This is a genomic window from Streptomyces sp. NPDC060027 (genome assembly GCF_042737005.1).
Lineage (GTDB): Bacteria > Actinomycetota > Actinomycetes > Streptomycetales > Streptomycetaceae > Streptomyces.
On the sequence record NZ_JBHWVI010000059.1, the window covers coordinates 1 to 22,949 of the forward strand.

General features: G+C 71.0%; 19 protein-coding genes and 1 pseudogene. 8 read left to right on the forward strand and 12 right to left on the reverse strand.

What is annotated here, in order from left to right; genetic code table 11:
* Window positions 1–74: pseudogene (locus ACFWBT_RS17285) on the forward strand (dehydratase); the annotation flags it as partial.
* A 302-nt stretch (window positions 75–376) separates the two neighbouring features.
* On the opposite strand, the gene ACFWBT_RS17290 reads toward ACFWBT_RS17285, so the two are convergent.
* The 4 genes from ACFWBT_RS17290 to ACFWBT_RS17305 all read right to left on the reverse strand — a co-directional run bounded on the left by ACFWBT_RS17290 (window position 377) and on the right by ACFWBT_RS17305 (window position 3,475).
* Window positions 377–760, reverse strand: coding sequence for a DUF2267 domain-containing protein (locus tag ACFWBT_RS17290; RefSeq protein ID WP_266764567.1), 384 nt, complete (start codon window positions 758–760; stop codon window positions 377–379).
* 230 nt (window positions 761–990) lie between these two features.
* Window positions 991–2,022 (reverse strand): medium chain dehydrogenase/reductase family protein, encoded by a 1,032-nt coding sequence (locus ACFWBT_RS17295; protein ID WP_385700889.1) that lies wholly within the window; start codon window positions 2,020–2,022, stop codon window positions 991–993.
* 194 nt (window positions 2,023–2,216) lie between these two features.
* On the reverse strand, window positions 2,217–2,684 hold the full coding sequence (locus ACFWBT_RS17300) for a DUF5990 family protein (protein ID WP_385700892.1): 468 nt from the start codon (window positions 2,682–2,684) through the stop codon (window positions 2,217–2,219).
* Window positions 2,685–2,881: 197 nt separating this feature from the next.
* Window positions 2,882–3,475 carry an NADPH-dependent FMN reductase gene (locus tag ACFWBT_RS17305; RefSeq protein ID WP_385700895.1) on the reverse strand — a complete coding sequence of 198 codons (594 nt, stop codon included), beginning with the start codon at window positions 3,473–3,475 and terminating at the stop codon, window positions 2,882–2,884.
* Window positions 3,476–3,587: 112 nt separating this feature from the next.
* On the opposite strand from ACFWBT_RS17305, the gene ACFWBT_RS17310 reads away from it, so the two are divergent.
* The gene (locus ACFWBT_RS17310) at window positions 3,588–4,424 is read left to right on the forward strand and encodes a helix-turn-helix transcriptional regulator (protein ID WP_385700898.1); all 837 of its coding nucleotides are present in this window, start codon (window positions 3,588–3,590) and stop codon (window positions 4,422–4,424) included.
* Window positions 4,425–4,546: 122 nt separating this feature from the next.
* On the opposite strand, the gene pgm is transcribed toward ACFWBT_RS17310, so the two are convergent.
* From pgm to ACFWBT_RS17325, 3 genes are all read right to left on the reverse strand, one after another.
* Complete coding sequence (gene pgm, locus ACFWBT_RS17315; RefSeq protein WP_385700901.1) at window positions 4,547–6,187, reverse strand: phosphoglucomutase (alpha-D-glucose-1,6-bisphosphate-dependent); 1,641 nt, start codon at window positions 6,185–6,187, stop codon at window positions 4,547–4,549.
* A 268-nt stretch (window positions 6,188–6,455) separates the two neighbouring features.
* Window positions 6,456–7,451, reverse strand: a complete 996-nt coding sequence (locus ACFWBT_RS17320) for an MASE1 domain-containing protein (RefSeq protein WP_385700904.1) — start codon at window positions 7,449–7,451, stop codon at window positions 6,456–6,458.
* Window positions 7,452–7,567: 116 nt separating this feature from the next.
* Entirely contained in the window at window positions 7,568–8,398 is an 831-nt protein-coding gene (locus ACFWBT_RS17325; RefSeq protein WP_385700906.1) for a PP2C family protein-serine/threonine phosphatase, read from the reverse strand.
* Window positions 8,399–8,570: 172 nt separating this feature from the next.
* Between ACFWBT_RS17325 and ACFWBT_RS17330 the strand changes: the two genes are divergently transcribed.
* The 6 genes from ACFWBT_RS17330 (at window position 8,571) to ACFWBT_RS17355 (ending at window position 13,072) form a co-directional block, all read left to right on the forward strand.
* Entirely contained in the window at window positions 8,571–9,209 is a 639-nt protein-coding gene (locus tag ACFWBT_RS17330; protein WP_385700989.1) for a hypothetical protein, read from the forward strand.
* Between the two features lie 85 nt (window positions 9,210–9,294).
* A complete protein-coding gene (locus ACFWBT_RS17335; RefSeq protein ID WP_385700908.1) occupies window positions 9,295–9,735 on the forward strand; it encodes an OsmC family protein in 441 nt (146 codons plus the stop codon).
* A 112-nt stretch (window positions 9,736–9,847) separates the two neighbouring features.
* Window positions 9,848–10,324 (forward strand): ATP-binding protein, encoded by a 477-nt coding sequence (locus ACFWBT_RS17340; protein ID WP_385700911.1) that lies wholly within the window; start codon window positions 9,848–9,850, stop codon window positions 10,322–10,324.
* 140 nt (window positions 10,325–10,464) lie between these two features.
* The gene (locus tag ACFWBT_RS17345) at window positions 10,465–11,406 is read left to right on the forward strand and encodes a Ppx/GppA phosphatase family protein (protein WP_385700914.1); all 942 of its coding nucleotides are present in this window, start codon (window positions 10,465–10,467) and stop codon (window positions 11,404–11,406) included.
* A 352-nt stretch (window positions 11,407–11,758) separates the two neighbouring features.
* On the forward strand, window positions 11,759–12,118 hold the full coding sequence (locus tag ACFWBT_RS17350) for a hypothetical protein (RefSeq protein ID WP_385700917.1): 360 nt from the start codon (window positions 11,759–11,761) through the stop codon (window positions 12,116–12,118).
* Between the two features lie 402 nt (window positions 12,119–12,520).
* Window positions 12,521–13,072 (forward strand): hypothetical protein, encoded by a 552-nt coding sequence (locus ACFWBT_RS17355; protein WP_385700919.1) that lies wholly within the window; start codon window positions 12,521–12,523, stop codon window positions 13,070–13,072.
* A gap of 112 nt (window positions 13,073–13,184) precedes the next feature.
* Here ACFWBT_RS17355 and ACFWBT_RS17360 read toward each other — a convergent pair whose 3' ends face one another.
* From ACFWBT_RS17360 to ACFWBT_RS17380, 5 genes are all read right to left on the reverse strand, one after another.
* Window positions 13,185–15,719 (reverse strand): discoidin domain-containing protein, encoded by a 2,535-nt coding sequence (locus ACFWBT_RS17360; protein WP_385700923.1) that lies wholly within the window; start codon window positions 15,717–15,719, stop codon window positions 13,185–13,187.
* A 382-nt stretch (window positions 15,720–16,101) separates the two neighbouring features.
* On the reverse strand, window positions 16,102–17,802 hold the full coding sequence (locus tag ACFWBT_RS17365; RefSeq protein ID WP_385700926.1) for a hypothetical protein: 1,701 nt from the start codon (window positions 17,800–17,802) through the stop codon (window positions 16,102–16,104).
* A 254-nt stretch (window positions 17,803–18,056) separates the two neighbouring features.
* Window positions 18,057–20,336: a M4 family metallopeptidase gene (locus ACFWBT_RS17370; RefSeq protein WP_385700929.1), complete on the reverse strand. Its 2,280-nt coding sequence runs from the start codon at window positions 20,334–20,336 to the stop codon at window positions 18,057–18,059.
* A 491-nt stretch (window positions 20,337–20,827) separates the two neighbouring features.
* On the reverse strand, window positions 20,828–22,372 hold the full coding sequence (locus ACFWBT_RS17375) for an MFS transporter (RefSeq protein ID WP_385700932.1): 1,545 nt from the start codon (window positions 22,370–22,372) through the stop codon (window positions 20,828–20,830).
* 259 nt (window positions 22,373–22,631) lie between these two features.
* Window positions 22,632–22,805 (reverse strand): CsbD family protein, encoded by a 174-nt coding sequence (locus tag ACFWBT_RS17380; RefSeq protein WP_266764546.1) that lies wholly within the window; start codon window positions 22,803–22,805, stop codon window positions 22,632–22,634.
* Window positions 22,806–22,949 lie beyond the last annotated feature (144 nt).

Sequence of the window (22,949 nt, forward strand, 5' to 3'; positions counted from 1 at the left end):
GCGTCGACCTCACCGCCATGAGCGACGGCAAGAAGGTGCTCGGCATGAGCCGGGCCACCGTCCGGCTGGCCTGAGCCTGGCGGCGGGGGCCGGGCGCGCGCCCCGGGGTCGGGGCGCGCGCCCCGGCCCCGAAGGGACGGCGGGTGAAAGCGGTGCTGTGGGGCTGTCCGCCTCGAACGGCGTTGTTTGGCGAACGCGGTAGCGAGACTGCCCGCCTCATGTCCCTGCGCCGGACGCGGTAGCGAGGCTTCCAGGTGGAGGGCACTCTGCGCGGGGCGGGCGGGACGGCCTTCGCCTCCGCGCCCGCATCGTGTCCGTGCGCCGGGCGCGTTAGCGAAAGGGCCCGAATCGTGCACTTGCGAGGACGCGCGGCGAGTCAGCCGACGAATTCCTCGACCGGCTTGGAGAACTCCGCTCCTAGTTGCGACATCAGGTTGCCGAACTCCTGCTCGCTGATCGCCTCGCGCAGGGTCACGAGCACCGCGCGGACGCCGCTGTCGGCCTCTTCCTTCTTGAGCACGTTGCGCTCGGCGACGCGCCGTACGGTCTCGTCGTAGCCGAAGACCTCGATGGCCGAGGTGGCCCCTCGCTGAACGGCCTCGGCCAGGCCTTCCGGGAGCTCCAGCGCCAGTGAGCGGTCCTTGCTCCCGCTCAGTCGATGGGCGAGCGTCTCCAGCGTGGCACGGGTCAGGTCGGCCGACTCCTGCCGCGACAGACCCGTGCGCTCCGACACCGCTTGGATGAATTCCCTCTCCTCCACGCGCTGTCTCCTTTTCTGCCTCGTCGGTCCGACGGCTCGGCTGCATGAAGGCCTGGCGGCCCGGAATCCTGGTGGTCTCCTGGCCTCGCGGCCCTGCAACAACCCTGACACGGGGCTGCCGGGCCCGCGCGGCCAAGCCGTCGCGGCCTGAGGTCACCTCGGTGCCCGTCACTGTCGCCGTTGAGGGCGCCCGACCCCGTGGAAGTCGGGCGAGAGGGCTCCCGGCGGTCCTACGGATTGAGGACGACCTTTCCGGCGACGGTGCCGGACTCGGCCAGCCGCAGGGCCTCGGCGGCCCGGGTCAGCGGCAGTTGGGCGGCGATCTGGGCGGTCACGTCACCGCGTTTGAGGGCGGTGAAGACCTGTGTGAGGTCGGCGCGCAGCCGGGCCCGGAACCGGTTCTTGGACAGGGCCCGGCCGGCCCAGACGTTGAAGAAGTAGGCACGGCGGCCGTTGGGCAGGCTGTTCCACAGCCAGACCCTGCCGAGGAGCTTGAGCACGGGTCCCTGCTTGGACCCCGTGTCGTCCCGGGTGGAGGCGCTGCCGTAGGCGACGAGCGTGCCACCGGGGGCGAGCAGGTTCCAGGAGTCGACGGCGCTGCGGCCTCCGATGTGGTCGAAGACGGCGTCGACCCCGCCGGGGGCGAGTTCCCGCACGCGGGCGGCGACGTTCTCGGTGCGGTAGTCGACGGGGGTGACGCCCCGTTCCCGCAGGGCGTCGTGGTGGCGTGCGGAGGCCGTACCGATCACCTTCACGCCCGCGGCGCGGGCGAGTTGGACGAGGACCGAGCCGACGCCGCCGTTGGCGCCGTGCACCAGAATGGTCTGGCCGGTGCGGACGCGCGCCTTCCGGTGCAGCATCTGCCAGGCGGTGATGCCGTTGACGACCACTGTCTCCGCCTCGGCCGCCCCGATGCCGTCGGGGACCGGCACCACGTCCGCGGCTTCCACGCGCACATGGCTGGCCCAGCCGCCGACCTTGACCAGAGCGGCCACCCGCGTGCCGGCCAGCCCCGGGTCGACGCCCTGGCCGGTGGTGAGAACCGTGCCGACGAGGTCGTAGCCGGGCACGAAGGGGAACGGGGGCTGGTCGTAGTACCGCCCGCGGCGCATCTGCTGCTCCGCGAACGAGACTCCGGTCGCCTCCATGCGGATCACGACCTGGCCGGGGCCCGCGACCGGCACGGCGCCGTGCCGGATCTCCAGCCCCTCGGGCTCCACCTTGCCCGGCAGGACGACCTCGACGAGCCCTTCGGCGTTCATGACGACCTCCACTGCGCTCCGCGCTGAGTTATCTACTCTCGCTTTAGTTAGAGGCTATAACTCAACAGCGGCAGGCGTCAAGAACTTTCGTTATAGGGTCTAACTCGATCATCGCGGCCACGCTGCCGCGCGCGTCCCGCGCACCGGACTCGGCCGTCACCGCCGCCCCGACAGCGCCTCGGGACGCCAAGGGCCTACACAGCGGGTTCCGCGGTCCAGGCGATCTGGGGCGGCACGACACGGGCGCACCGCGGGTTGCCGCATGCGTCGGTCAGGCCCAGCCGCCCGACGAGGAGTCCCTCGCGCGCGGCCGCGGCGAGTACGTCGGAGGGGACGGCGTCGAGCATGAGCTTGGCGCGGCGGAACATGCTGAAGACGCCCGCCTCGTCGACGGTGCCCCACGACAGATAGATGAAGCGGTGGCCCAGGCGGTCCTGGATATAGGGGCCCTTGATCTCGATACCCGTCGGCGACGGTGCCGTGGTGCAGTCGAGGGTCCATGTCGCCGACTCACCGTCGCCCGGCTGCGGATCGAGCAGCTCGGCCGGGCGGTCGCGGCGTTGCACCGCCACGTGGATGTTGTCGTACGCCGAGACGGCGCGGCCCTCGGGGGCCGGGCAGGTGAGGCCGGGCAGGTCGACGGCGTCGATACGGATGCGCATGCGGGCCATCATGCCGCCGAACCGCCCGGCATCGGGATTCGCGAGGCCTCCCGGGACAGTTCGACCACTGTCGGCGACGACAGTCCGTCCTCGGTCCGGCATCGGGCGAGGGCGGTCGCGAACCTCGTGCGCCCAAGCCCGAGCCTGCCGACCGGCAGATCGGTGCGCCCGAGCGGGAGGTGTTCCGGCGTCGCCGCTCAGGCCGGGTAGGGAGCGGCGCTGCGCGCCGACCGGAGTGCGGCCGCCCACCAGGCCAGCTGGTCGAGCACCGTCTTGGCGTACCCGGGGGACGCGGGATCGAGCGGACGACCGTCCTGCCACGCGGTGAAGTAGTTCGGGAAGGCGAGACCATCGCGAATCGTCACCGCGTGCAACTCGGTCAGCACGTTCTCCAGGTGCAGTACGGCGTGCCGGCCGCCTGCCGCACCGCCGTAGCTGACGAAGGCGACGGGCTTGGCCGTCCACTGGGTGAAGTGCCAGTCGATGGCGGCCTTCAGCGAGGCGGGATAGCTGTGGTTGTACTCCGGCGTGACCACGATGAACGCGTCAGCACTCTCAAGAGCCGACGTCAGCGCCGCCATTCCCGCCGGACGGGGGTAGCCGTCGCCGGCGTACTTCGGCGATGCCGGGGGCAGCGCCAACGGGATGTCGATCTCGGCCAGATCGATCACTTCCACATCGAAACCACCGTGGAGGCCCGCCTGTTCGGCCACCCACGACCCCACAACAGGTCCGAACCGTCCTTCCCGGACGCTTCCGACGATGATCACCAGCTTGTCCTTGTTCTCCATGCCCACCACGATCAGGCCGCTGGGGAGATCCGACCAGACCGTGCCCAGGCTGGCCCCCGCAGGGCCAGCCTCAGCAGACCGCGATCAGCGGGCGGCGCCGTATGCTCGCGGCATGGGTTCGCCGTTGGGGGATTTCATCCGGACCAAGCGCGACAGCATCCAGCCGGAATCGCTGGGACTGCCGGATCGCGGCCGCCGCCGGTCACCGGGGCTGCGGCGCCTGGACCTCGCCGCGCGGGCCGGCATCAGCGTCGAATACCTGACCCGCATCGAACAGGGCCGAGACCGCAATCCGTCGGTGGCGGTCGTGCACGCGCTTGCCGACGCGCTCAGTCTCGACCGCTCCGAGCGTGACCACCTGCGCTACCTCGCGAAGATCACCGGCGGCGTATGTTCCGCTCATACGCAGCCCGCACCACCGCGCCGCGACGTCCGCCCGTCGGTCCTGGAGACACTCCGCCTCCTTGAACCGGGAATCGCCATGGTGACCAACCGGCTGGGCGACGTCCTCGCCCACACCAGCGGCTACGAGTCGGTGACGAGCCATACCGGACTGCTCGACGCCGACCCCCCGAACCTCACCCGCTACGTCTTCACCGACCCCCGCGCCCGGACGTTCTTCGCCGACTGGGACGAGGTGGCGGACGAGCTTGCCTTCGACCTGTGGCTCGGACCGTCCGTCGAGAACTCCGAGTGGTTCACCACCGAGCTCGCCACCGTCGCCGGCCCGGAGTTCACGCGCCGCCTGAACCGGCATGTGGTTCCACGACGTGGAGCTCTCCGTCTCAACCACCCGTCAGGGTATGAACTTCAGCTGCTTCGCGAGACGTTCGAACTCTCCTCGGACGCCCAACAGCTGGTCGTCTTCCTCCCTGCCGACGAGAGGACGGCCCAGGCAGCCGACCGACTCCGCCACCAACCCCACGGCCGGCTCCGGGCCATCTCGTGACACACCCTGATCCGGATCCGCGGCCCCCGGCCGCGGATCGCCTGCTCCTGGGTGATCCGAACGACACTCCTGGTTGGTGCCGGCGCCGTGTCGACGAGGCCACGGCGCCGGTGCCGTCGGCCTCAGCCGGACAGGGCCGCCGAGACCACGGCCTTCGCCTCGTCCTGCACCTGGCGGAGGTGATCGGTCCCGAGGAACGACTCCGCGTAGATCTTGTAGACGTCCTCGGTTCCCGACGGGCGGGCCGCGAACCAGGCGTTGTCGGTGGTCACCTTGATACCGCCGATGGGCGCGCCGTTGCCGGGTGCCTCGGTGAGGACCGCGGTGACCGCTTCTCCGGCGAGGGTGTCGGTGGTGATCTGCGCGGGTGAGAGCTTGGCGAGGAGGGCCTTCTCGTCGCGGGACGCCGGGGCGTCGATGCGCTCGTAGGCCGGCTCGCCGAAGCGGGAGGTCAGCCCGGCGTAGTGCTCGGAGGGCGTCTTTCCGGTCACTCCGGTGATCTCGGAGGCGAGGAGGGCGAGGATGATGCCGTCCTTGTCGGTGGTCCAGACCGAGCCGTCGCGGCGCAGGAAGGAGGCGCCCGCCGACTCCTCTCCGCCGAATCCGATGGAGCCGCTGACCAGCCCGTCCACGAACCACTTGAATCCGACGGGCACCTCGACCAGCTGACGGCCCAGATCGGCGGCGACCCGGTCGATCATCCCGGAGGACACCAGGGTCTTGCCGATCCCGGTGCCGGCGGGCCACCGCTCCCGGTGGGAGTAGAGGTAGGCGATGGCCGCGGCGAGGTAGTGGTTGGGGTTCATGAGTCCGGCGTCCGGGGTGACGATCCCGTGGCGGTCCGCGTCGGCGTCGTTGCCCGTGGCGATCTGGAAACGGTCGCGCTGCTCGATGAGCGAGGCCATCGCGTAGGGCGACGAGCAGTCCATCCGGATCTTGCCGTCCCAGTCCAGCGTCATGAAACGCCAGGTGGGGTCCGTGAGCGGGTTGACCACGGTCAGGTCGAGCGCGTGCTGCTCGGCGATGCGCCCCCAGTAGGCGACCGAGGCCCCGCCCAGGGGGTCGGCGCCGATACGGACGCCGGCCGTGCGGATCGCGTCCAGATCCAGCACCTGCGGCAGGTCCGCCACATAGGTGCCGAGGAAGTCGTAGCGGCCGGTGCCGGGAGCGGCGAGCGCCCTGGCGTACGGGATGCGGCGTACGTCCTTGAGGCCGCCCAAGATGAGTTCGTTGGCCCGGTCCTGGATCCAGGAGGTCGCCTCGGAGCCCGCCGGGCCGCCGTTCGGCGGGTTGTACTTGAAGCCGCCGTCGGCCGGCGGATTGTGGGACGGGGTCACGACCACACCGTCCGCGAGGCCCGAGGACCGCCCGCGGTTGTGGGTGAGGATGGCGTGCGAGACCGCCGGAGTGGGCGTGTAGCCGTCCTCGCTGTCGAGGAGCACCGCCACGTCGTTGGCCGCGAACACCTCCAGGGCGGTGACCTTCGCGGGTTCCGACAGCGCATGGCTGTCGGCGCCCAGGAACAGCGGTCCGTCGATGCCCTGGCCGTCGCGGTATTCGCAGATGGCCTGGCTCGTCGCCGCGATGTGGTCCTCGTTGAACGCGGTCGCCAGTGACGAACCGCGGTGTCCGGACGTACCGAAGGCGACGCGCTGGCCGGGCTCGGCCGGGTCGGGGTGGAGCGCGTAGTACGCGGTGACCAACCGGGCTACGTCGACGAGGTCCTCGGGACCGGCCGGACTGCCCGCTCGCTCGTGCTGCATGGTGCCCGCACCTCCACATCGGTGGTTTCTTCGTTTGTGGACTCATCTTTCCTCACCGGGCTCCGCAGCGGCACGGTGCCGCCACGACGGCTGAAGGCAGCACCGGTCCTCACGGCTCCTGCGGTGAGAGCGGCCCCGGACCCCGCGCGAGGCGGCGGCGGCTCGGGCGGCGACGCGACGGGGACGGCGATGGGGACGGGGACGGCGTGAGACGAGAGAAGCCCGACCGCGCTCCTCCCCCGCCGCCGGTCGCGGCCGTCGTCCGCTGTCACCCCCGGCCGTTGTTCTGCGCAGGGGGCGGTCTGGGCGGGGAGCTCCCGGCGGTCAGGTGTTCCAGCACCTGCACCAGTTCCTGGCAGGCCAGCTCCACGGAGCGTCTGGTGTTGCGCTGCTCGGTGATCACGGCGGACAGGAGCAGTGCGGTCAGAGCCATGGAGCCGTTGAACGCCTGGAGTTTGATCATGCCCGCGGTATGACTCAGCTCGTCGAACGGACCGACCTCGTCCGTCGCCGCGACGGTGGCCATGACGGAGGCGAAGAGGGCACACACCAGGCTGCCCGGGAGCTCGAAACGCAGCGCCGCCCAGATCAGCAGCGGATAGACGAGGAACAGCATGCTGATGTGACTGCGCGTGGCGAGGGGCACGATGACACAGGCCGCGGCCAGGAGGACGGCGGCCTCCTTCCACCGCGACAGGCCCACCGGCGCGCGTACGGCGTACAGCATCAGAATGATGGGGGTGACGATGAGGACTCCCATCGCGTCGCCCACCCACCACGCGAGCCAGACCGCCCAGAAGCCCTCCGCGGCGAGTTTGTCCTGGAGGACCAGAAGGCCGACATCCACCGTCGCGCTGATCATCATGCTGCCCAGGGCGGCCAGGAAGACCAGCGCGAGGCCGTCGCGCAAGCGGCTGAGATCGGGGCGGAAGCGCACCCGGCGCAGCAGGAGGTACGCGACGACCGGCGCGATGGTGTTGCCCGCGACGATGCCGATCACCGAGGGCTGGAAGGAGGAGAACGAGGACAGGGACAGCACGACCAGCAGGGCCCCGAGCGCGATACCGAGCCACGAGCTGATCCCCAGCAGCACCAGGGCGGCGACGGCCACGCCGGTGGGTGGCCAGATGGGGGTGAAGACGGCCCCCTCGACGGAGAGCTGCCGCAGAAGTCCCAGCAGGCCTGCCCCGTAGTAGCAGGCGGCGACCGCCAGCGTCTGAAGAGCGACGACGGCTCGTCGGGGCAGCTCGTGTGTACCCACCACAGGAGCAATCAGACACCGCCGAGGCCCTGTCGGCGAGGCGAGCGGGCGTTCGGGCCGTGCCGACGGGGCCGGTGGGCATCCGGGACCTGTCCGGCGAGGCGGGCGGGCGTCCCGCCCTACGGCCGGAAGGTGTGCGCGCCGTGGCCGACCACGAGTACGGCCGCGTCGTCCTCGTGTCCCACGCGTTCCGCTCCCCTGATCACCGCGGCGGCCAGGGAAGCGGCCGACATGCCCGCGACGGCGGCGATTCCGGCGAGCCGTACGACCTGGTCCAGCCCCTCGTCCACGTTCATCGACGGGCCCTCGACGACACCGTCGGTCAGCAGGACGAAGTGTCCGCCGATGGTGAGCCGGTGCCGGGTCACCGGGTACCGCATCCCGGCCTCGACGCCGAGCGGCGGCCCTCCTTCGTCCTCGGCGATGCCGGACTTCCCGTCCGCCGTCGCCCAGACGCAGGGTATGTGCCCGGCCCGTGCGCTCTCCAGGACGCCGGTGGCCGGGTCGAGGCGCATGAAGGTGCAGGTCGCGAAGAGGTCGGAGCCGATGGACAGGATGAGGTCGTTCGTCCGCGCGAGCAGTTCTCCCGGATCGCTCGTGACGGAGGCGAGTGCCCGCAGGCCGACCCTGACCTGCCCCATGAACGCGGCGGCCTCTATGTTGTGGCCCTGTACGTCACCTATGGACAGGCCGATGCGCTCGTCGGGCAGCTTGAAGGCGTCGTACCAGTCCCCGCCCACGTTGAGGCCGTAGCAGGCCGGCGCGTACTGGACGGCGACGTCGAACCCGGGGGCGGACGGCAAGTCACCCGGAAGCATGCCGCGTTGCAGCGCGATGGCCAGCTCGACCTGCGAGCGCTGGAACTCCGCGCGTTCACGTGCCTGAGCGGTCAGCGACCCGAGCCTGGCGAGCAGCTCGTCGTCGTCGCCCGTCGGGGGCTTGCGGGACATCGACCACCCCGGGTGAAAAGCCGCATCATGAAAGAAGTATTAAAAAAAACTGTTCTATCGGATGATAACGACCCGAAGGGCGGGACCCGACATCGACGCTTCCCGGTCGGCGGCGCGGGTGGCCGGGCTTCCTCACACTCCCCCGGGCAGGCACACTGACGGCGTGCTGATCATGGATGCCGTCGTGGAGACCTACGCGGCCGGAGACTTCACCCGCTGGCCCACCGCTGCCCCGCCCGCGGACGGACTCCTGCCGCTGTCCGGACGCCTGTCCCCGTCCGAGACCGGTACGGCGATGGCGGTTCTCGCCACGTACAACAAAGGGGAACGCCGACGGAGAGCCCCGGATCCCGAGGACGGTGGGGAGCTGATCCGCCGGCTCGCGGCCACCGAGCGGGTCATCGCTCCCGGTGGCCTCAGACTCACGGACACCGCGACCGGCGTCACGGCGGCGCCCGGATGCTGCGCCGGCCTGGAGGACTGGCGGGACTGGCTCGGGCTGGCGAACGGTGAGGAGCCCTGGCTCGGCCACGATCCCACGCCACTGGTCGAGCACGCCGGGGGGATCGTCAGGCTCTGGCCCGACGAGGATCGGGGCACGGGGCGCTCCATCGACATTCCCCGGACGCAGTTCCCTCGGCTCCTGGGCTCCGTCCGGGAGGATCTGGCCGTCTTCCTGGTCGGCGTCGGCCGCTGGGCCGCGACGCACGTTCCGTCCGCGACAGCCACGGCGCTGGCGGAGAAGCTCGACGAGGACTGGGCCGTCTCCGCGCCACTGCCGGAGGTCCCGCACGGGACGCCGTGCGGCTGATCCCCCTCCGGCCCAGGGATGCGTATCCCGCGCGGGCCGATAGCACCTGAGGCGGGCGGCGCGGCACGACATTAGGGTCGGCGGTATGACCGACAACAACCTGCGCCTCGTCACCGTGGAGCGGACCGGTACCGGACACTTCACCGCGACGAACGCGCGCGGCGGGACGATCGCCTTCGGCACCGGTTCCGATCCCGACGGGGGCGACACGTTCACCCCGGTCGAGTTGCTGCTCGCCGCCATCGGCGGCTGCAGCGCGGCCGATGTCGATGTCGCTACCAGTCGCCACGCGGAGCCCGATCGGTTCACCGTGACCGTGACCGGCAACAAGATCAGCGACGAGCACGGAAACCGGATGACCGACCTCGCCGTCACCTTCTCGGTGGCGTTCCCGGACGGCGAACCCGGCGACCGAGCCCGCGCCATCCTCCCCCGGGCGGTCAAGACCTCCCACGACCGGCTCTGCACGGTCAGCCGGACGGTCGAGATCGGTACGCACGTCACCGCGACGGTGGCCGACGCGTGACCGCGCCGACCCCGGTCGAGTGCCGCGCAACTCCTGCGCGGCCGGGTGGAGTGAAGCGAGATTTCCGGGGCAGACGCGGAAAGTCGGAGACGGTGAATGCGGGACGGATCGTATGGGCCAACCGGTGAGCGAAGCAGAACAGCAGGAACAGCGGGGTGCACTCATCGAGGCGTCCGTCGCGTACGACGGTGACTCCGCGTGCATAGCGCAGGCGCGGGCGTTCACCCGTGATTTCCTGACGCGGGTGCAGGCGGTCGCCGGGCTGCCCGTCTCCGGACGGGTGATGGGCATGGTGCCCCTGGTCGTCAGCGAACTCGTGACCAACGCGGTCAAGTACGCGGGCGGCCCCTGCCTGTTGTCCCTGGAGGTGGACCAGGGCGCCGTGAAGGCCACCGTGTGGGATTCCGACCCGACCCTTCCGGTGGCCCGTGCCGCCGACGCGGGCAGGGTCGGACAGCACGGGCTGGAGATCGTCATGGCCGTCTGCCATGCCTTCGAGGTCCGCCGGGAACCCGTCGGCAAACGGATCACCGCTGTGGTGACGCTGGCCGACACCCCGGACGGCGAGGTGCCCCACCCCCTCGCCTGACCGGACACCGAGCCCCCGTGATCTTGCCGAGGGGCGTCTGAATAGGCGAAACGAAATCGGGTGGCCTCACCGCGGTCGGCTTGCGGGACAATGGAGAGCTCGCAGGTCTCATCCGACCGGGGAAACGGGGGGTTAACACCGTGCAGCAGGCAGGTGTACTTGACGTCGGGTGCCACAGCGCATTGCTGACCGTGGCGCGCCGGCGCGCCGGGGTCGACATGGAGCAGGTGCTGTCCCGCAAGGTGCGGCTCCAGTTGCACGAGACACTCGATGCCACGGGACGACTGGGCAAATCCGGTGTACGCAGCGTCCAGCTCGCCGTGGCCGAGACGCTCGCCGACGACCAGGAGTGCCTGCCGGAGGTCTACGCGTTCGCCACGTCGGTGATCCGCGACGCGCCCAATCGCGAGGAGGTCCTCGCCCAGGTGGCGCGCGCCACCGGCACCCGGCTGCGGGTCCTGTCCGGTGAGGAGGAGGCCCGCCTGGCCTATGTGGCCGCACGCCGTTGGGCGGGCGAGCGGGCCGGTTCCCTGCTGGTGCTCGACATCGGGGGCGGGACCGTGGAGATCGCGTCCGGCACGGCCAAGCAGCCCCGAACCGCCCTCTCCCTGCCGCTGGGCGCCCGCACGATCACCCGCGACTGGAGACTCGGCGAGGCCGTGTCCTCGAAACGGCGACTGGCCGAGGTACGCGACCATCTGGGCGACCGCCTGGCCGAGGTGGCCGACCTGCCGCGGGCCGAGCCGGACGGGCGCGTGCTGGCCTGTTCCAAGACCTTCACCCAGCTCGCCCGCTACACCACCGCCGGCGGCCGCCGCTCCCGCAAGACGCAGCGCCTGACCATCGAAGAGGTACGGGCCGCGGTGGGCGTGCTGGCCGAGCGCGGGCCCGCGGAGCGTGGCCGTCTGCCCGGTATCTCACGGCACCGGGCCGGGCAGTCGCTGGCCGGGGCGCTGGTCGCGGAAGCCCTGATGGAGGCCTGCCGGGCCACCAGTGTCGAAATCTCCCCCTGGTCCACCCGGGAGGGCCTGCTCCTGGAGCGTCTCGGCGCCCTGCGCACCAAGGGTTCCACCCACCGCTGACCGGTGCCGGGCGACCCGTCGTGCGCCCGGTGCGCCCGGTGACGAGGGCGGGAAGCAGCGCGGCAGGGCCGCGGCCTCCCAGGCGACGCACGGCGCGCATGGTCTCCGGTCCGCGATTCGTTCCCGGACCGCTGCCCCTGGCCAGGGGCCGTCGTGATCCCTCGCCGCTCGGACGGGGGCCCGTGTGAGCCCCCGTCACCGATGGGGCGACCGCTCTCGGGGGCGCGTGCCAAGGGGAGGCCGGGAACAAACCCGAGCCGGGTGATGCTGATTTGAATAGCCCGGCAGATACCGGGGCACGGGGTGTCCCCTCGCCCGGTGGACGGTCCGGCGGATCTGCTCGTGGAGAGGCGTGAGAGCGATGATGGCGTCCGGACAGCGGCGGCTACAGGAGTCCGGGGCGGGCGAGTTGCCCCTGGTGACGTCCTGCGGTCGCAGGATCGCCGTGAAGGAACTGCGGCTGGCCACACGGGACCGGCCGATCGGCCGCGTCACCCTGGACGTGGGCCCCGACCAGGGCGACGAACACGGCGTGTGGGCCTCCCTCACTCCCGCCGAGGCACGTGAACTGGCCCGTCGCCTCCTCGCCCACGCCGCCCTGGTGGAACCGGCGGGGCCGCCCGACCGGGAAGCACCCCGCGCTCACGACGCACACGTCGACACGACGCGTCCGGGTATACGGGCGGGAACGCGAGCGGACACCTCCCGCTGAAGGACCCGGCGCCGCACCGGGCCGACCTGCCCGCGGCCGTCCCGGTGCGGCGACATCATCGGCCCGCACTCCTCGCATGGTCGCCTCCCCACCTACTCGCCTGCTCACCCCCCGGCCTCTCGGACCCGACCGGCCGGTGCGTGGGGCAACTCGAGTGACGGAGGCGGCGGTTGTGGCTCGGCGCCGGTTGATGTCCTGGCCGGCGCGGGGCATGGTTCGGCCCGCTTCCGGGAAGCCGGAGCACTGACGGCCGGTCACGCACGCGATCCACGCGGGTCCCGCACGGGCCACGAAGTGCCGGACCGGGTCCGGTCGTCCCGTGCGCGACGGCCCGGCCGGCCCTGACAACGGCGGCGCCCCGCGTGCCACGGTCGGTGTACCGGTGAGCGAAGGGGGCGTGCGATGGGTACGAGGATCAGGTTCTGGCGCTGGCGACGCAACCCGCTGCGGCGGCGCTCCGACGTGACCGAGGCGTGGGTGGTGCTCGGCACCTTCCTACTGCTGGCCACGGGTGCTCCGGCGGTCGGTGCGGCCGTCGGGCTGAGCGTGCACGACGCGGCGCTGCGGCACGGCCAGGACTGGCAGAGGGCCACCGCCGTGCTGGTCGTGGACGCCCCGCGCAGCGTCTACGCGGATGTGCGGGCGGCCGTGCGCTGGACGGCTCCCGACGGGTCGCCCCGTACCGGTACGGCGCTCGTGCGGGCCGGTACCGAGGCGGGAGCCACGGCCACCGTCTGGCAGGACTGGCGCGGCGCGATGCACGAAGCACCGGCCACGGCCGCCGAGGCCGTGGCACAGGGCGTCCTCTTCGGCACCATTGCCGCGGGCGGCACCGCCGCGGTGGTGCTCGGGGCCCGCTGGGTCGTGCGCGTCCGGCTGGACAGGAGCCGCGACAGGCAATGGGAACGTGAGTGGGCCGTGATGAGCCCCCGGTCAGGACACCGCCCCGCCTGAGAACGTGACGGCGGCGGAGTCCGGCCCGGCGCGAACGGCTCGTGGGTGCTGGTGCTCCGCCTCTTCGGGGAGCACCGGCACCCACGTGCCTGTCAGTCGGTTCCTCTCAGGGTCACGGGAACTGGGTGACCTTCGACGGGACGGTGTCCGTCCCCGATGTGGGTGCGCCGGTGTTGTTGACGACGTGGGCGTACTGGCCCTTGCCGCCCAGGGAGATCACCAGGATGTCGTGCAACTTGATCCCCGTCTTCACCGGGACCTGGAAGCCGTGGGCCTGCACGATCGACGGGTCGGACGTGAAGTTGCAGTAGCTTCCCAGACCCCATGCCTCGTGCACGGCCACGGAGTCGGCGACCTTGTAGGCCGCGTATCCGACGATGCCGTCGTGGGTGACGGCGGCGGAGTTGGGCACGTCGTACGCCTTCTCGTTCTGGAAGAAGATCGTGCGCCCGTTCTCGCCGTTCCACAGCACGTCGTACTTGTTGAAGTGCTCCACGAACAGACCGGTCGCCAGGACGTCGTCGCCGTTGACCACGAGGCCGTAGTCGGCGCGGTTGGTGTCCCAGCCGACCCCTTCACCGTGGTCGGCCCGCCAGAGCCAAGTGTGGTCGATCACGACGTCGTCGCTGTTGACCACGACCGAGTTGGTGGCGAGGCCGGGGCCCGCGCCGCCGATCCGCACGAACACGTCCTGCATGGTGGTCGGGTTGGCGGAGTGATCGGCCGAGGCGCCCGACGGACCGATCTGCAGCAGGGTGTCGGACTTGGAGCGGCCGGCGTCGATGAGGAATCCGGCGAGCCTGACCACGTCCGCCACGTGCATCGCGTCGATGCCGCTGTCCGGCACGACGGTCGCGAGCCCGAGTCCGAGGACGACGGTGTTGGCCCGGGTCACGTTGATCGTCTGGTCCAGGTGGTAGACGCCCGGGGTGAACAGCAGGTTGAGGCCCTGGGCGAGGGCCGCGTTGATGGTCGCCGCGGTCGCGCCGGGCTTGACGACGTAGAACTGGTCGAGCGGGATCGACGTACCGGCCGTGTTGGGCCACGAGACACCGCGGGCGTTGGTGCGCTTGGCGGGCACGAACACCTTGTACGCGCTGCCGTCCAGGTAGAGGAAGGGCTTCTCGCGGGAGACCGGGGTGGTGTCCAAGGTGGTGTACGGGCCGGAGTCGAAGTTCGTCGCCGGCGCTCCCTGGACGCCGGTGAAGGTCATGTTCCACACACCGTTGGTCCAGCCTCCGACGGAGCTGTCCCGGGTGTACCACTGCTGCTGGGAGTACGGGCCGACCGTGCCGTCGATCTTGGAGTCGGCGATGTAGCCGCCGGACGCCCAACCGTAGCCGTTCGGGGCGAGGTTGAGGCCGCCCTGTACGTGGATACGGCGGAAGGGGGCCGCCTGTGCCACCGCCCAGCGGTCGGTGCCGTTGGAGGGAGTGATCGACAGGTTCTCCGCCGAACGCCAGAAGTTCTGCGTGGCGTTGCCGTTGAACCAGCCCGCGTCCACGGTGATGTCACCGTTGATGTGGACGTCGTCGGGGTTGAGGCCGAGGCCCGAGACCGAGGTGTAGAAGCCGAGTTGGGCGTTGATGCCGTTGTAGGTGCCGGGCTTCATGAGGAACTGGTAGCGGCCGGCGCCGAACTGGTTCGACTCCTGCTGGGCGAAGACCTGGTCGAACTTCTGCTGCAGATTGGGCGTCGAGGGGTCCACGACGATGACATTGGGCCCGAGGTCGCCGCCGCCCTCCACGGGCGGGGTGCCTCCTGAACCGGTGTGAACGGCGACCTCCCACAGGGAGTACCCGTACACGGTGGCGCGGGTCGTCCCGTTGATCCGGACGTAGCGGCCCTGGCCGGAGACGTCGTAGGAGGCCTTGCCCCCGGTGCCGTCGGTGACGGTCTTGAGCGTGGTCCAGCTCTGGCCGTCCGCGGAGGCCTGGATCTGGAAGGACTTGCCGTACGCCGCCTCCCAGTTGAGGTCGATCCCGCAGAGGTCGCGGGTGGCTCCCAGGTCGACCTGGACCCACTGCGGGTCGGAGGCCGCGCTGGACCAGCGGGTGCCGGTGTTGCCGTCGAAGGCGGCCGAGGCCGGGGTTCCCGCGTTCTCGGTGGAGGAGGCGGTGGCCGTCTTGCCCTGCGCGGCGTTGGCCGAGTCACAGGTCGCGGGCGGGGTCGTCCCGCCGGTGCCGAACACCTGGAACTCCCAGAGGGAGTAGCCGTACTGGGTGCCGCGGTGGACGCCGTACATCCGTACGTAGCGGCCCTGGCCCGAGACGTCGAGGGTGTCGGTGCCCCCGTCGCCGCCGGTCACCGTCTTGATGTCGGTCCAGTTGCTCCCGTCCGGGGACGTCTGGATGCGGTAGTCGCTGCCGTACGCCGCCTCCCAGTTGAGGACGACCTTGGTGACCGTGGCCGAGGTGCCGAGGTCGACCTGGAGCCACTGGGTGTCCAGGGCGGCCGAGGACCACCGGGTGGCGGTGTTGCCGTCGACCGCGTTGGCGGCGGGAGTGCCCCCGTTCTCGTCCGACGAGGACGTGGCCGTCTTGCCCTGGGACAGCGGCAGGTCTGCCGCGGCGGCCGGTCTTTGCAAGGGCAGGGTGATGAGCGCGGCCATGGCGGCCAGCGCGACACCCAGGGTTCTGAGTTTCATGCCGTTACTCCATGCGGGTGGGGTGACGAGCGGAGCGGACACACTGGGGTTCGGAGCTGAGGAAACAGCTGTGCCATGTGAGGGAGGGGCGTGAACTGGCCTTACGGCACTCTTAGTTCACGATTTGATTTAAGTAATGAACCATCAGGGTGGCAAGTCCCGTGACGCGGATTTCTTCAACTCGTGTGCGGGGGAGGCGAGTCGGCGGACCGCTCCAGGGGGTGTGACCTGGACGGAAGCGGGCGCCGGCGGGCGGGACACCGCACGGAACCGTCAAGGCTTGAAGGCACGGGAGAGCGCGGGTCGCCCCGGCCGACCCTCACGGAGTCATGAGCCGAAGCGCCGGATCAATGGCTCTCAGCCACTCGTGACACTCCGTCAGCTACTGACCGTCACCGTCACAGCAGACCCGCTCCGCGGGACCGGCGGCCGGATCGACGGCGGTGACGAGACGGCAGTAGCAGGACGCCTCGATCGGTACGTCCGCCACCGCGAGCGCGATCCTCAGCTGCTGGGCCACGATCCGCGCCTCTCCCTCCCTGCCGAGTCGGAGCAGGCACTCGTGGAAGCCGTGCAGGGACCAGACGTTGCCGGGGTGCTGCGAGGCCCGCGGCAGCGTGTCGTCGAGTCCGAGGTCGGCACGGTAGACGGCCTCCGCCTCCGCCACGCGCCCCTGTTCCAGGAGCAGTGCCCCGTAGGCGTGGCGGGTGGGCTGCATCCATCCCCACGGCTCGTCGTAGGGAAGGCCGTCGTCCAGCGCGATCGACCGCTCCAGCGCGGCGAAGGCGATGTCGTGGTTGCCCTTGCGGTACTCCAGCTCGCCGTCCAGCATCGCCGACGCGATCGCGAGGATGTCGGCGCAGGTGTTGTTGAACAGCATGCGGGTCTCCGGGACCCGGGACACCGCCTCGAGGAACCGCCCGCGCTCCACCTCGGCCTCGGCCGTCCGGCCGGTCGCGGAGAGGGCGACACCGCGGGCGTAGTGGAGCATCGCGGTCGTCACGCAGTACAGCCGCGGGTCGGCGGGCAGCGGCAGTCGCAGGATGTCGGCCCAGCGTCCGAAGCGGATCAGCACATGGACCCGCATCGCGAGGAAGCTCTCCAGCCAGTCCGCCATGGGCGGACTCTGCACCCGCAGCAGTTCCTCGGGGATGGACGCCTCCAGCTGCGCGGCGGTGTCCAGCGCGGTCTTCGCCTGCCCGAGGAACATGGCCCCGTAGATCTTGAAGTGGAAGTCGTGCGACCGGTACAGCGTGTAGAAGTTCATCGCGCCCGACCGCGCGCGGACCTTCTCGTCGGCGACGATCGCGGCACTGTTGTCCGCCACCACGCGCCGGTAGTCGCCGCACAGCACGTCCAGATGCGTGGGCATGTGCTGGAGGTGCCCGGCGTCGGGCACCAGACCGCGCAGCCGGTCCGCGACGGGCAGGGCGGTCTCGGGGGTGGGAGACATCTCCATCAGGTGGATGTACAGGTGCAGGACCCCGGGATGCCGCTCCCCCGCCTCGCCGGCGAGCGCCCGCTCCAGGACGGCCCGCGCCTCCCGTGTCCGGGCGCCCTCGGCCGGTTCACCGGACCGCAGGTCCCACAGCTGCCACGGGGTGAGGTTCATCAGCGCGTCGGCGTAGAGGGCGGCGAGGTCGAGGTCGTCGGGGGCGAGTTCGTAGGCGGTGCGCATGCTGTCCGCGTAGGGCGCGTTCCACACCGAGCAGTCCTCGACCGGTTCCGCCCGCGGGTACCGGGATGCGAGCGCACCGATCAGGGCCTGTTCGACCGGGGTCGCGGCAGCCGCCTTCTCGCCCGCGAGCCGCACCGCGGCGTGCGTGCGCTCGACCGTGCGGGCCAGGTCCTCGCCGTCGAAGAACTCCCAGGGCTTGTTGTAGTTGGGGCCCAGGGCGTAGGCGATGCCCCAGTACGCCATGGCGCAGTCGGGATCGGCCGCTGCGGCGGCCTCGAAACAGGCGACGGCCTCCTCGTGGTGGAAGGCGTACGACCAGACAAGACCGCGGTCGAACCACAGCTGGGCCTCTGCGGAGGACGTCGTCACGGGGCGGCCGTGGGTGCCGAGGTCGTAGTAGTCCATACCGTTCTCCCGCACGCTTCGGCCGGCCCGGCGGCGCCAACGACCCGGTCCCGCCTGGCTCCAGAGGTGGACGCGCCGCACCGGGCACGTGCTGTCCCCTCCATCGTCGAGCATCCGAGGGGCACCCGCCGCCGGAACGGCGGGCGTCCACGGAATCACGGAGCCGACGACTCGCCCGTCCGGTCCGCGACGGCGGTCCGGACGGGCGGGTCGGATCCGGGTCGAATCCGGATCAGAGCGAGATCAGAGCGGGGTCAGGGCGTGATCCGCCACTGCTGGATGTAGCCCACGTCGATCGAGGCGAGGTCCCTGACACGGAGCTTCCAGGTGCCGTCGACCGGCTGTGCCGAGGCGTCCAACGTGAACGTCTGGTCCACGTTGTCGGCCGAACCCCCGCCGCGGTTCAGCAGCGAGTACGCGGTGCCGTCGGGGCCGACCAGATCGACCGTCAGATCACCCCGGTAGGTGTGGACGATGTTGACGTAGACCTCGGTGGTCGCCGAGGCGTTGCCGCTCCGGCCCGTGATGGTGATGGGTGACTCGACCGCCGCGCCGACGTCGGGGATGTCGACGCGGGTGCTGTTGGCGTAGACGTACGCGACCCGCCACTGGAAGGCCACCGACACGGCCGCGCCGGTGCTGTCGGTCACCGTGACCGTCGTGTCGCTGGTCCCGGTGGTGGTCGGGACCCCGGAGATCAGGCCCGTGTCGCTGATGGCCAGGCCGTCCGGCAGGCCGGTGGCCGCGTAGGCCAGGGTCGCGTCGGTGTTGGTGGTGTACGCGTTCACCTGGAGGGATACTTCCTGGCCGACCCCGGAGGTCTGGTCGGCGACCGGGGCGATGTTGACACCCAGGGCGATACGGTCGCCGACGTTGATGCCCGCCCAGGCGTCCGCGACGGCGAGGTAGGTGGCGCTGTAGGCCCCGAAGAGATCGGCCGCGGCCTGGAGGGTCGCGACCCTGGCACCGGCGTAGTTGGTCGTGGACGTCATGTACGTCGTCAGCGCGCGGTACCAGATCCGGGCGGCGTTCTCGATGCCGATGCCCGTCACGGCCAGGCCGTCATGGGTCGGGCTGTCGTACGACACGCCGTTGACGGTCTTGGGGCCGCTCCCCTCGGAGAGCAGGTAGAAGAAGTGGTTCGCGGGCCCCGAGGAGTAGTGGACGTCTATGCCGCCCAGCGAGGAGTCCCAGTAGTCGCGGGAGGATCCGTCCCTGGAGGGCTTGTCCATGTAGCGCAGGGGCGTGCCGTTGCCGCGGATGTCGATCTTCTCGCCGACGAGATAGTCGGGGACGTCGGCCGCGAGGTCGGAGTGGAACTCCACCGCCGCGGCGAAGATGTCCGACGTCGCTTCGTTGAGGCCGCCGGACTCTCCCGAGTACGTGAGGTTCGCGGTGGCGCTGGTGACGCCGTGGCTCATCTCGTGGGCCGCCACGTCCAGCGCCGTCAGCGGCTTGGCGTTGCTCGCGCCGTCGCCGTAGGTCATGCAGAAGCAGCTGTCGGACCAGAAGGCGTTCACGTAGCTGTTTCCGTAGTGGGCCCGGCTGTAGGCGGCCACGCCGTCGTTGCGGATGCCGTTGCGGCCGAAAACGTCCTTGTAGTAGTCCCAGGTCGCGGCAGCGCCGTAGGCGACGTCGACGCCGGCGGTCTGCCGGTTGCTCTGGGTGCCGTCGCCCCAGACATCGTTGTCATCCGCAAAGAGGGTCCCGGTGCCGGACGTTCCCTGGTTGAGGTCGTAGGTGCGGTGGCCCGCGCGGTCCCCGTCGACCAGTTGGTACGCCGATCCGGACGGCGTGGTGCCGAGCTGCACCGTGCCGCTGTACTGGCCCGTGCCCGTGCCGGTGTGCACGTCCTCGTACCGGGAGGCGACCTTGCCCGAGGCCGCGTCGGTCACGACGTGCAGCTCGCTCGGTGTGCCGTCGCGCTGGAAGCCCTCGATCACCGACTCCCAGGCCAGGACCGGGCGGGTGCCCGCGCCGGCCCAGACGACGAGCCGGGGCGCACCGTCGACCTCGGATCGCTCGACGGCCGCCTTCTTGCCCACCCCGAGGGCCTTCGCCGCGGCGTCGGCGGCGGTGATCCTCGGCTTGGTGGTCGCGACCGCGATGGTGGCCCGACCGGCCTCGGACACGGTGCTCCGGCCGTTCTTCAGGTGGACGACCAGGTCGCCACCGAGCACCGGAAGCCCCGCGTAGGTGCGCTCGTACCGCGTGTGGGTCGTGCCGTCCACGTCCTGGGCGACGTCCTTGACGACGAGCTTCTCGCGCGCTCCGAGGCCGAGTCGCTTCGCGGTGGCGCCCACCGCCGCTCCGGCGCTCTTGACGAGGGCGGTGCGCTTGGCGGGCGACAGCGGGACCTGGGCCGCACCGGCCCGGGGCTCGGCGACGGTCTTGGCGGGAACGGGGTCCGCGGGCGCGGCGGACGCGGAGCCCGGCTGGACAGCGAGGACCAGTAACGAACTCGCGGTGGTGAGGGCGAGGGCAGCGGCGTGTCTGCGCCGACGGGCGGAACGGGGTTGCCGGTTCAAGGTCATCTCCTTCTGCGGGGGGGTTGGCCCGGGAGAGGTCCGGGCGACCGGACCGGCGGGGTACGGCCGGTCCGCGGAGGCTGGGGCGGGAAGGAGCACCGCACGAAGTGCCGCACGAACGCGCTCGCGGACTCGGCGGCGCATGGATCGTGAGGGGGCGGGGGCCCGGCGGGGGGTGAGGGGCGCGGGGGGCGCCGGGGGTGGTGTGAACGAAGCGTGAACGTTCGAAAGCAGAGTGACACCACCCCGGCGGTCTTGTCATGGAGACGACAAGACAAAGGCTTGAACTGATCATTGCCTACAGCGAGTTCATCATTTCCGTCAGGCCTTTTCGGCCGCAGTGAGGTGGCTGTGAGCACGGCTGCCACCGTCGACGCGCCCGGTTCGACTCCGGGACACGTTCTGGCGGAGAAGCGTGCTCGGCCTCTGAGCTCGGACGTCCGGTGGGCGGCCTTCGGAGCACGCTCTCCTGAACCCGGCCGTCGCGGGCTCTCCTCTCAGAGCTGACTCGCGTGGGTGTGGCCGTGGGACAGTTCCGGCAGGCAGGGCGGTGTCCGGGGCTTGCGGTCGCGCAGCCAGTCGCGGACCGCGAGGCCGAGGGCGCAGAGGATGGGCACGACCCCGGAGCCGACGGCGATCGCCACGGCGGAGCGGTAGTCGTGGCGGCCGGTGCCGAGCACCACGTAGAACAGCCCCGGCAGCGCGGCCGTACCGACGGCTCCGCCCAGCCGTTGAGCCGTCTGCAGCGCGCCACCGGCCGCACCCGCCATCCGCACCGGCACGTCCCGCAGGGTCATCGTGACGTTGGGCGAGATGACGCAGCCGCTGCCCAGGCCTCCGACGAACAGGGCCGGAGCCGCGAACCACACCGCGCTGTCCCCCGGAGCGAGCCTCAGGATCAGCGCGGCTCCGCCCAGACCGAGGGCGACGGCGGTGAGCCCGCAGACGGTCAGCAGTCGGCCGAGCCGCTCCACCAGCCGCCCGGCCACCACGGCGGCCGCGGCCGAACCGATCGCGAAGGGGGTCACCGCGAGCCCCGAGCGCAGGGGGGAGAAGCCCTGACCGTTCTGGTAGTAGAGGGCGAACACCAGCCACACCCCGCTGAACCCCACGAAGTACAAGGCGGCGATGACCGCTCCGGCGGCATACCCTCGCGTGCTCGTCACCAGGCGAGGATCCAGAAGGGGCCGGCCTCCGGCCGCCGCCAGGTGCCGTTCCCACCGCGCGAACGCCACGAGGAGACCCAGCCCGACCGGGAAGAGCCACCACAGCTTCCGTACGCCGCCGGACTCCGCGAGAACCAGCGGAAGCATCATCGCGAGCACCCCGCTGCCGAGCAGCAGAACGCCCCGCAGGTCGAGTCGCTCCCGGCGGCCCGGTGCGACCTTGGGCAGCAGGCGCACGCCCAGCAGGAACGCGACGGCTCCGACCGGGACGTTCACGTAGAAGATCCAGCGCCAGCCCTGGGGCCCGTCGGCGAGCATCAGGATCAGTCCGCCGACGACGGGGCCCACCGCGCTGGAGATGCCGACGGTGGCGCCGAAGAGCCCGAAGGCGCGCCCTCGCTCGGCTCCCCGGAACATCTGCTGGATGAGGGCGGAGTTCTGCGGTGCGAGGCAGCCCGCGGCCACGCCCTGCGCCAGTCGGGCCACGATGAGGAACGTGATGGTCGGTGCGGCGCCCGCCGCCGCGCTGCACAGGACGAAACCGGCGAGCGCGAGCAGGAAGATCCGCCGTCGGCCGATCGCGTCGCCCAGCCGTCCGGCGGTCACGAGAACCAGCGCGAAGGTGAGCGCGTAGCCGGAGACGACCCACTGGATGGACGGTGCGGAGGCGTGCAGTTCCCGCTGCATGGAGGGCAGGGCCACCGCGACGATGGTGACGTCGAGCAGGCTCATGAACCCGGCCGCCAGGGTGACCCACAGGGCGCGCCAGCGTCGCGGATCGGCTCCCTCGGCCGCCCCCCGCGTACTGCCGTCACGTCCGTCTGCCTGCGTGTCCCGTCCCACGCCGGGGGCTCCTCTCCACCGCTCCCCCACCATCTTCGGCCCGTACCGGCATCCGGCAACACGACAACGTGGTCAGGCTCTGCCGGAGGGAACGGGACCGGCCTTCACCCTGCGGTTCGCCCCGCGCAGCGGGGCGCCGGGACGGACCGTGAGCGCGGAGCCGCGGGCGCGGAGAGCTGGGCGCAGACCCGCAGGCGCGGAGCTGTGGGCGCAGAGCCGTGGGGCCCGTTCCGGAGAACGGGCCCCACGTGGCTCGGCCGGGCGGCCGCGCCGACTACCTGCACCTGAGCCGTCAAGGCTTGAAGACGTCCTTCGTCTTCTCCTTGGCCTGCCGCGCGTCGCCCTTCGCCTTCTCGGCCCGGCCCTCGGCGGCCATCCGCTCGTTGCCCACCGCGCGCCCGGCCGCTTCCTTCGTCTTGCCCTTGGCCTGCTCCATCTTGGCCTTGGCCTTCTGGTCTCCAGCCACGACTGCTCACTTCCTCATCAGGCTCGACTTCGGGTGATGTACCGACGAGTGACCCCTCACGCCCGTGCCAAACGTGAAGATCACCGATCGACATCCGGCCGGCCGGTCACTCTCCGTGGTCCCGCGCCATTCCGGCGTGCCGGA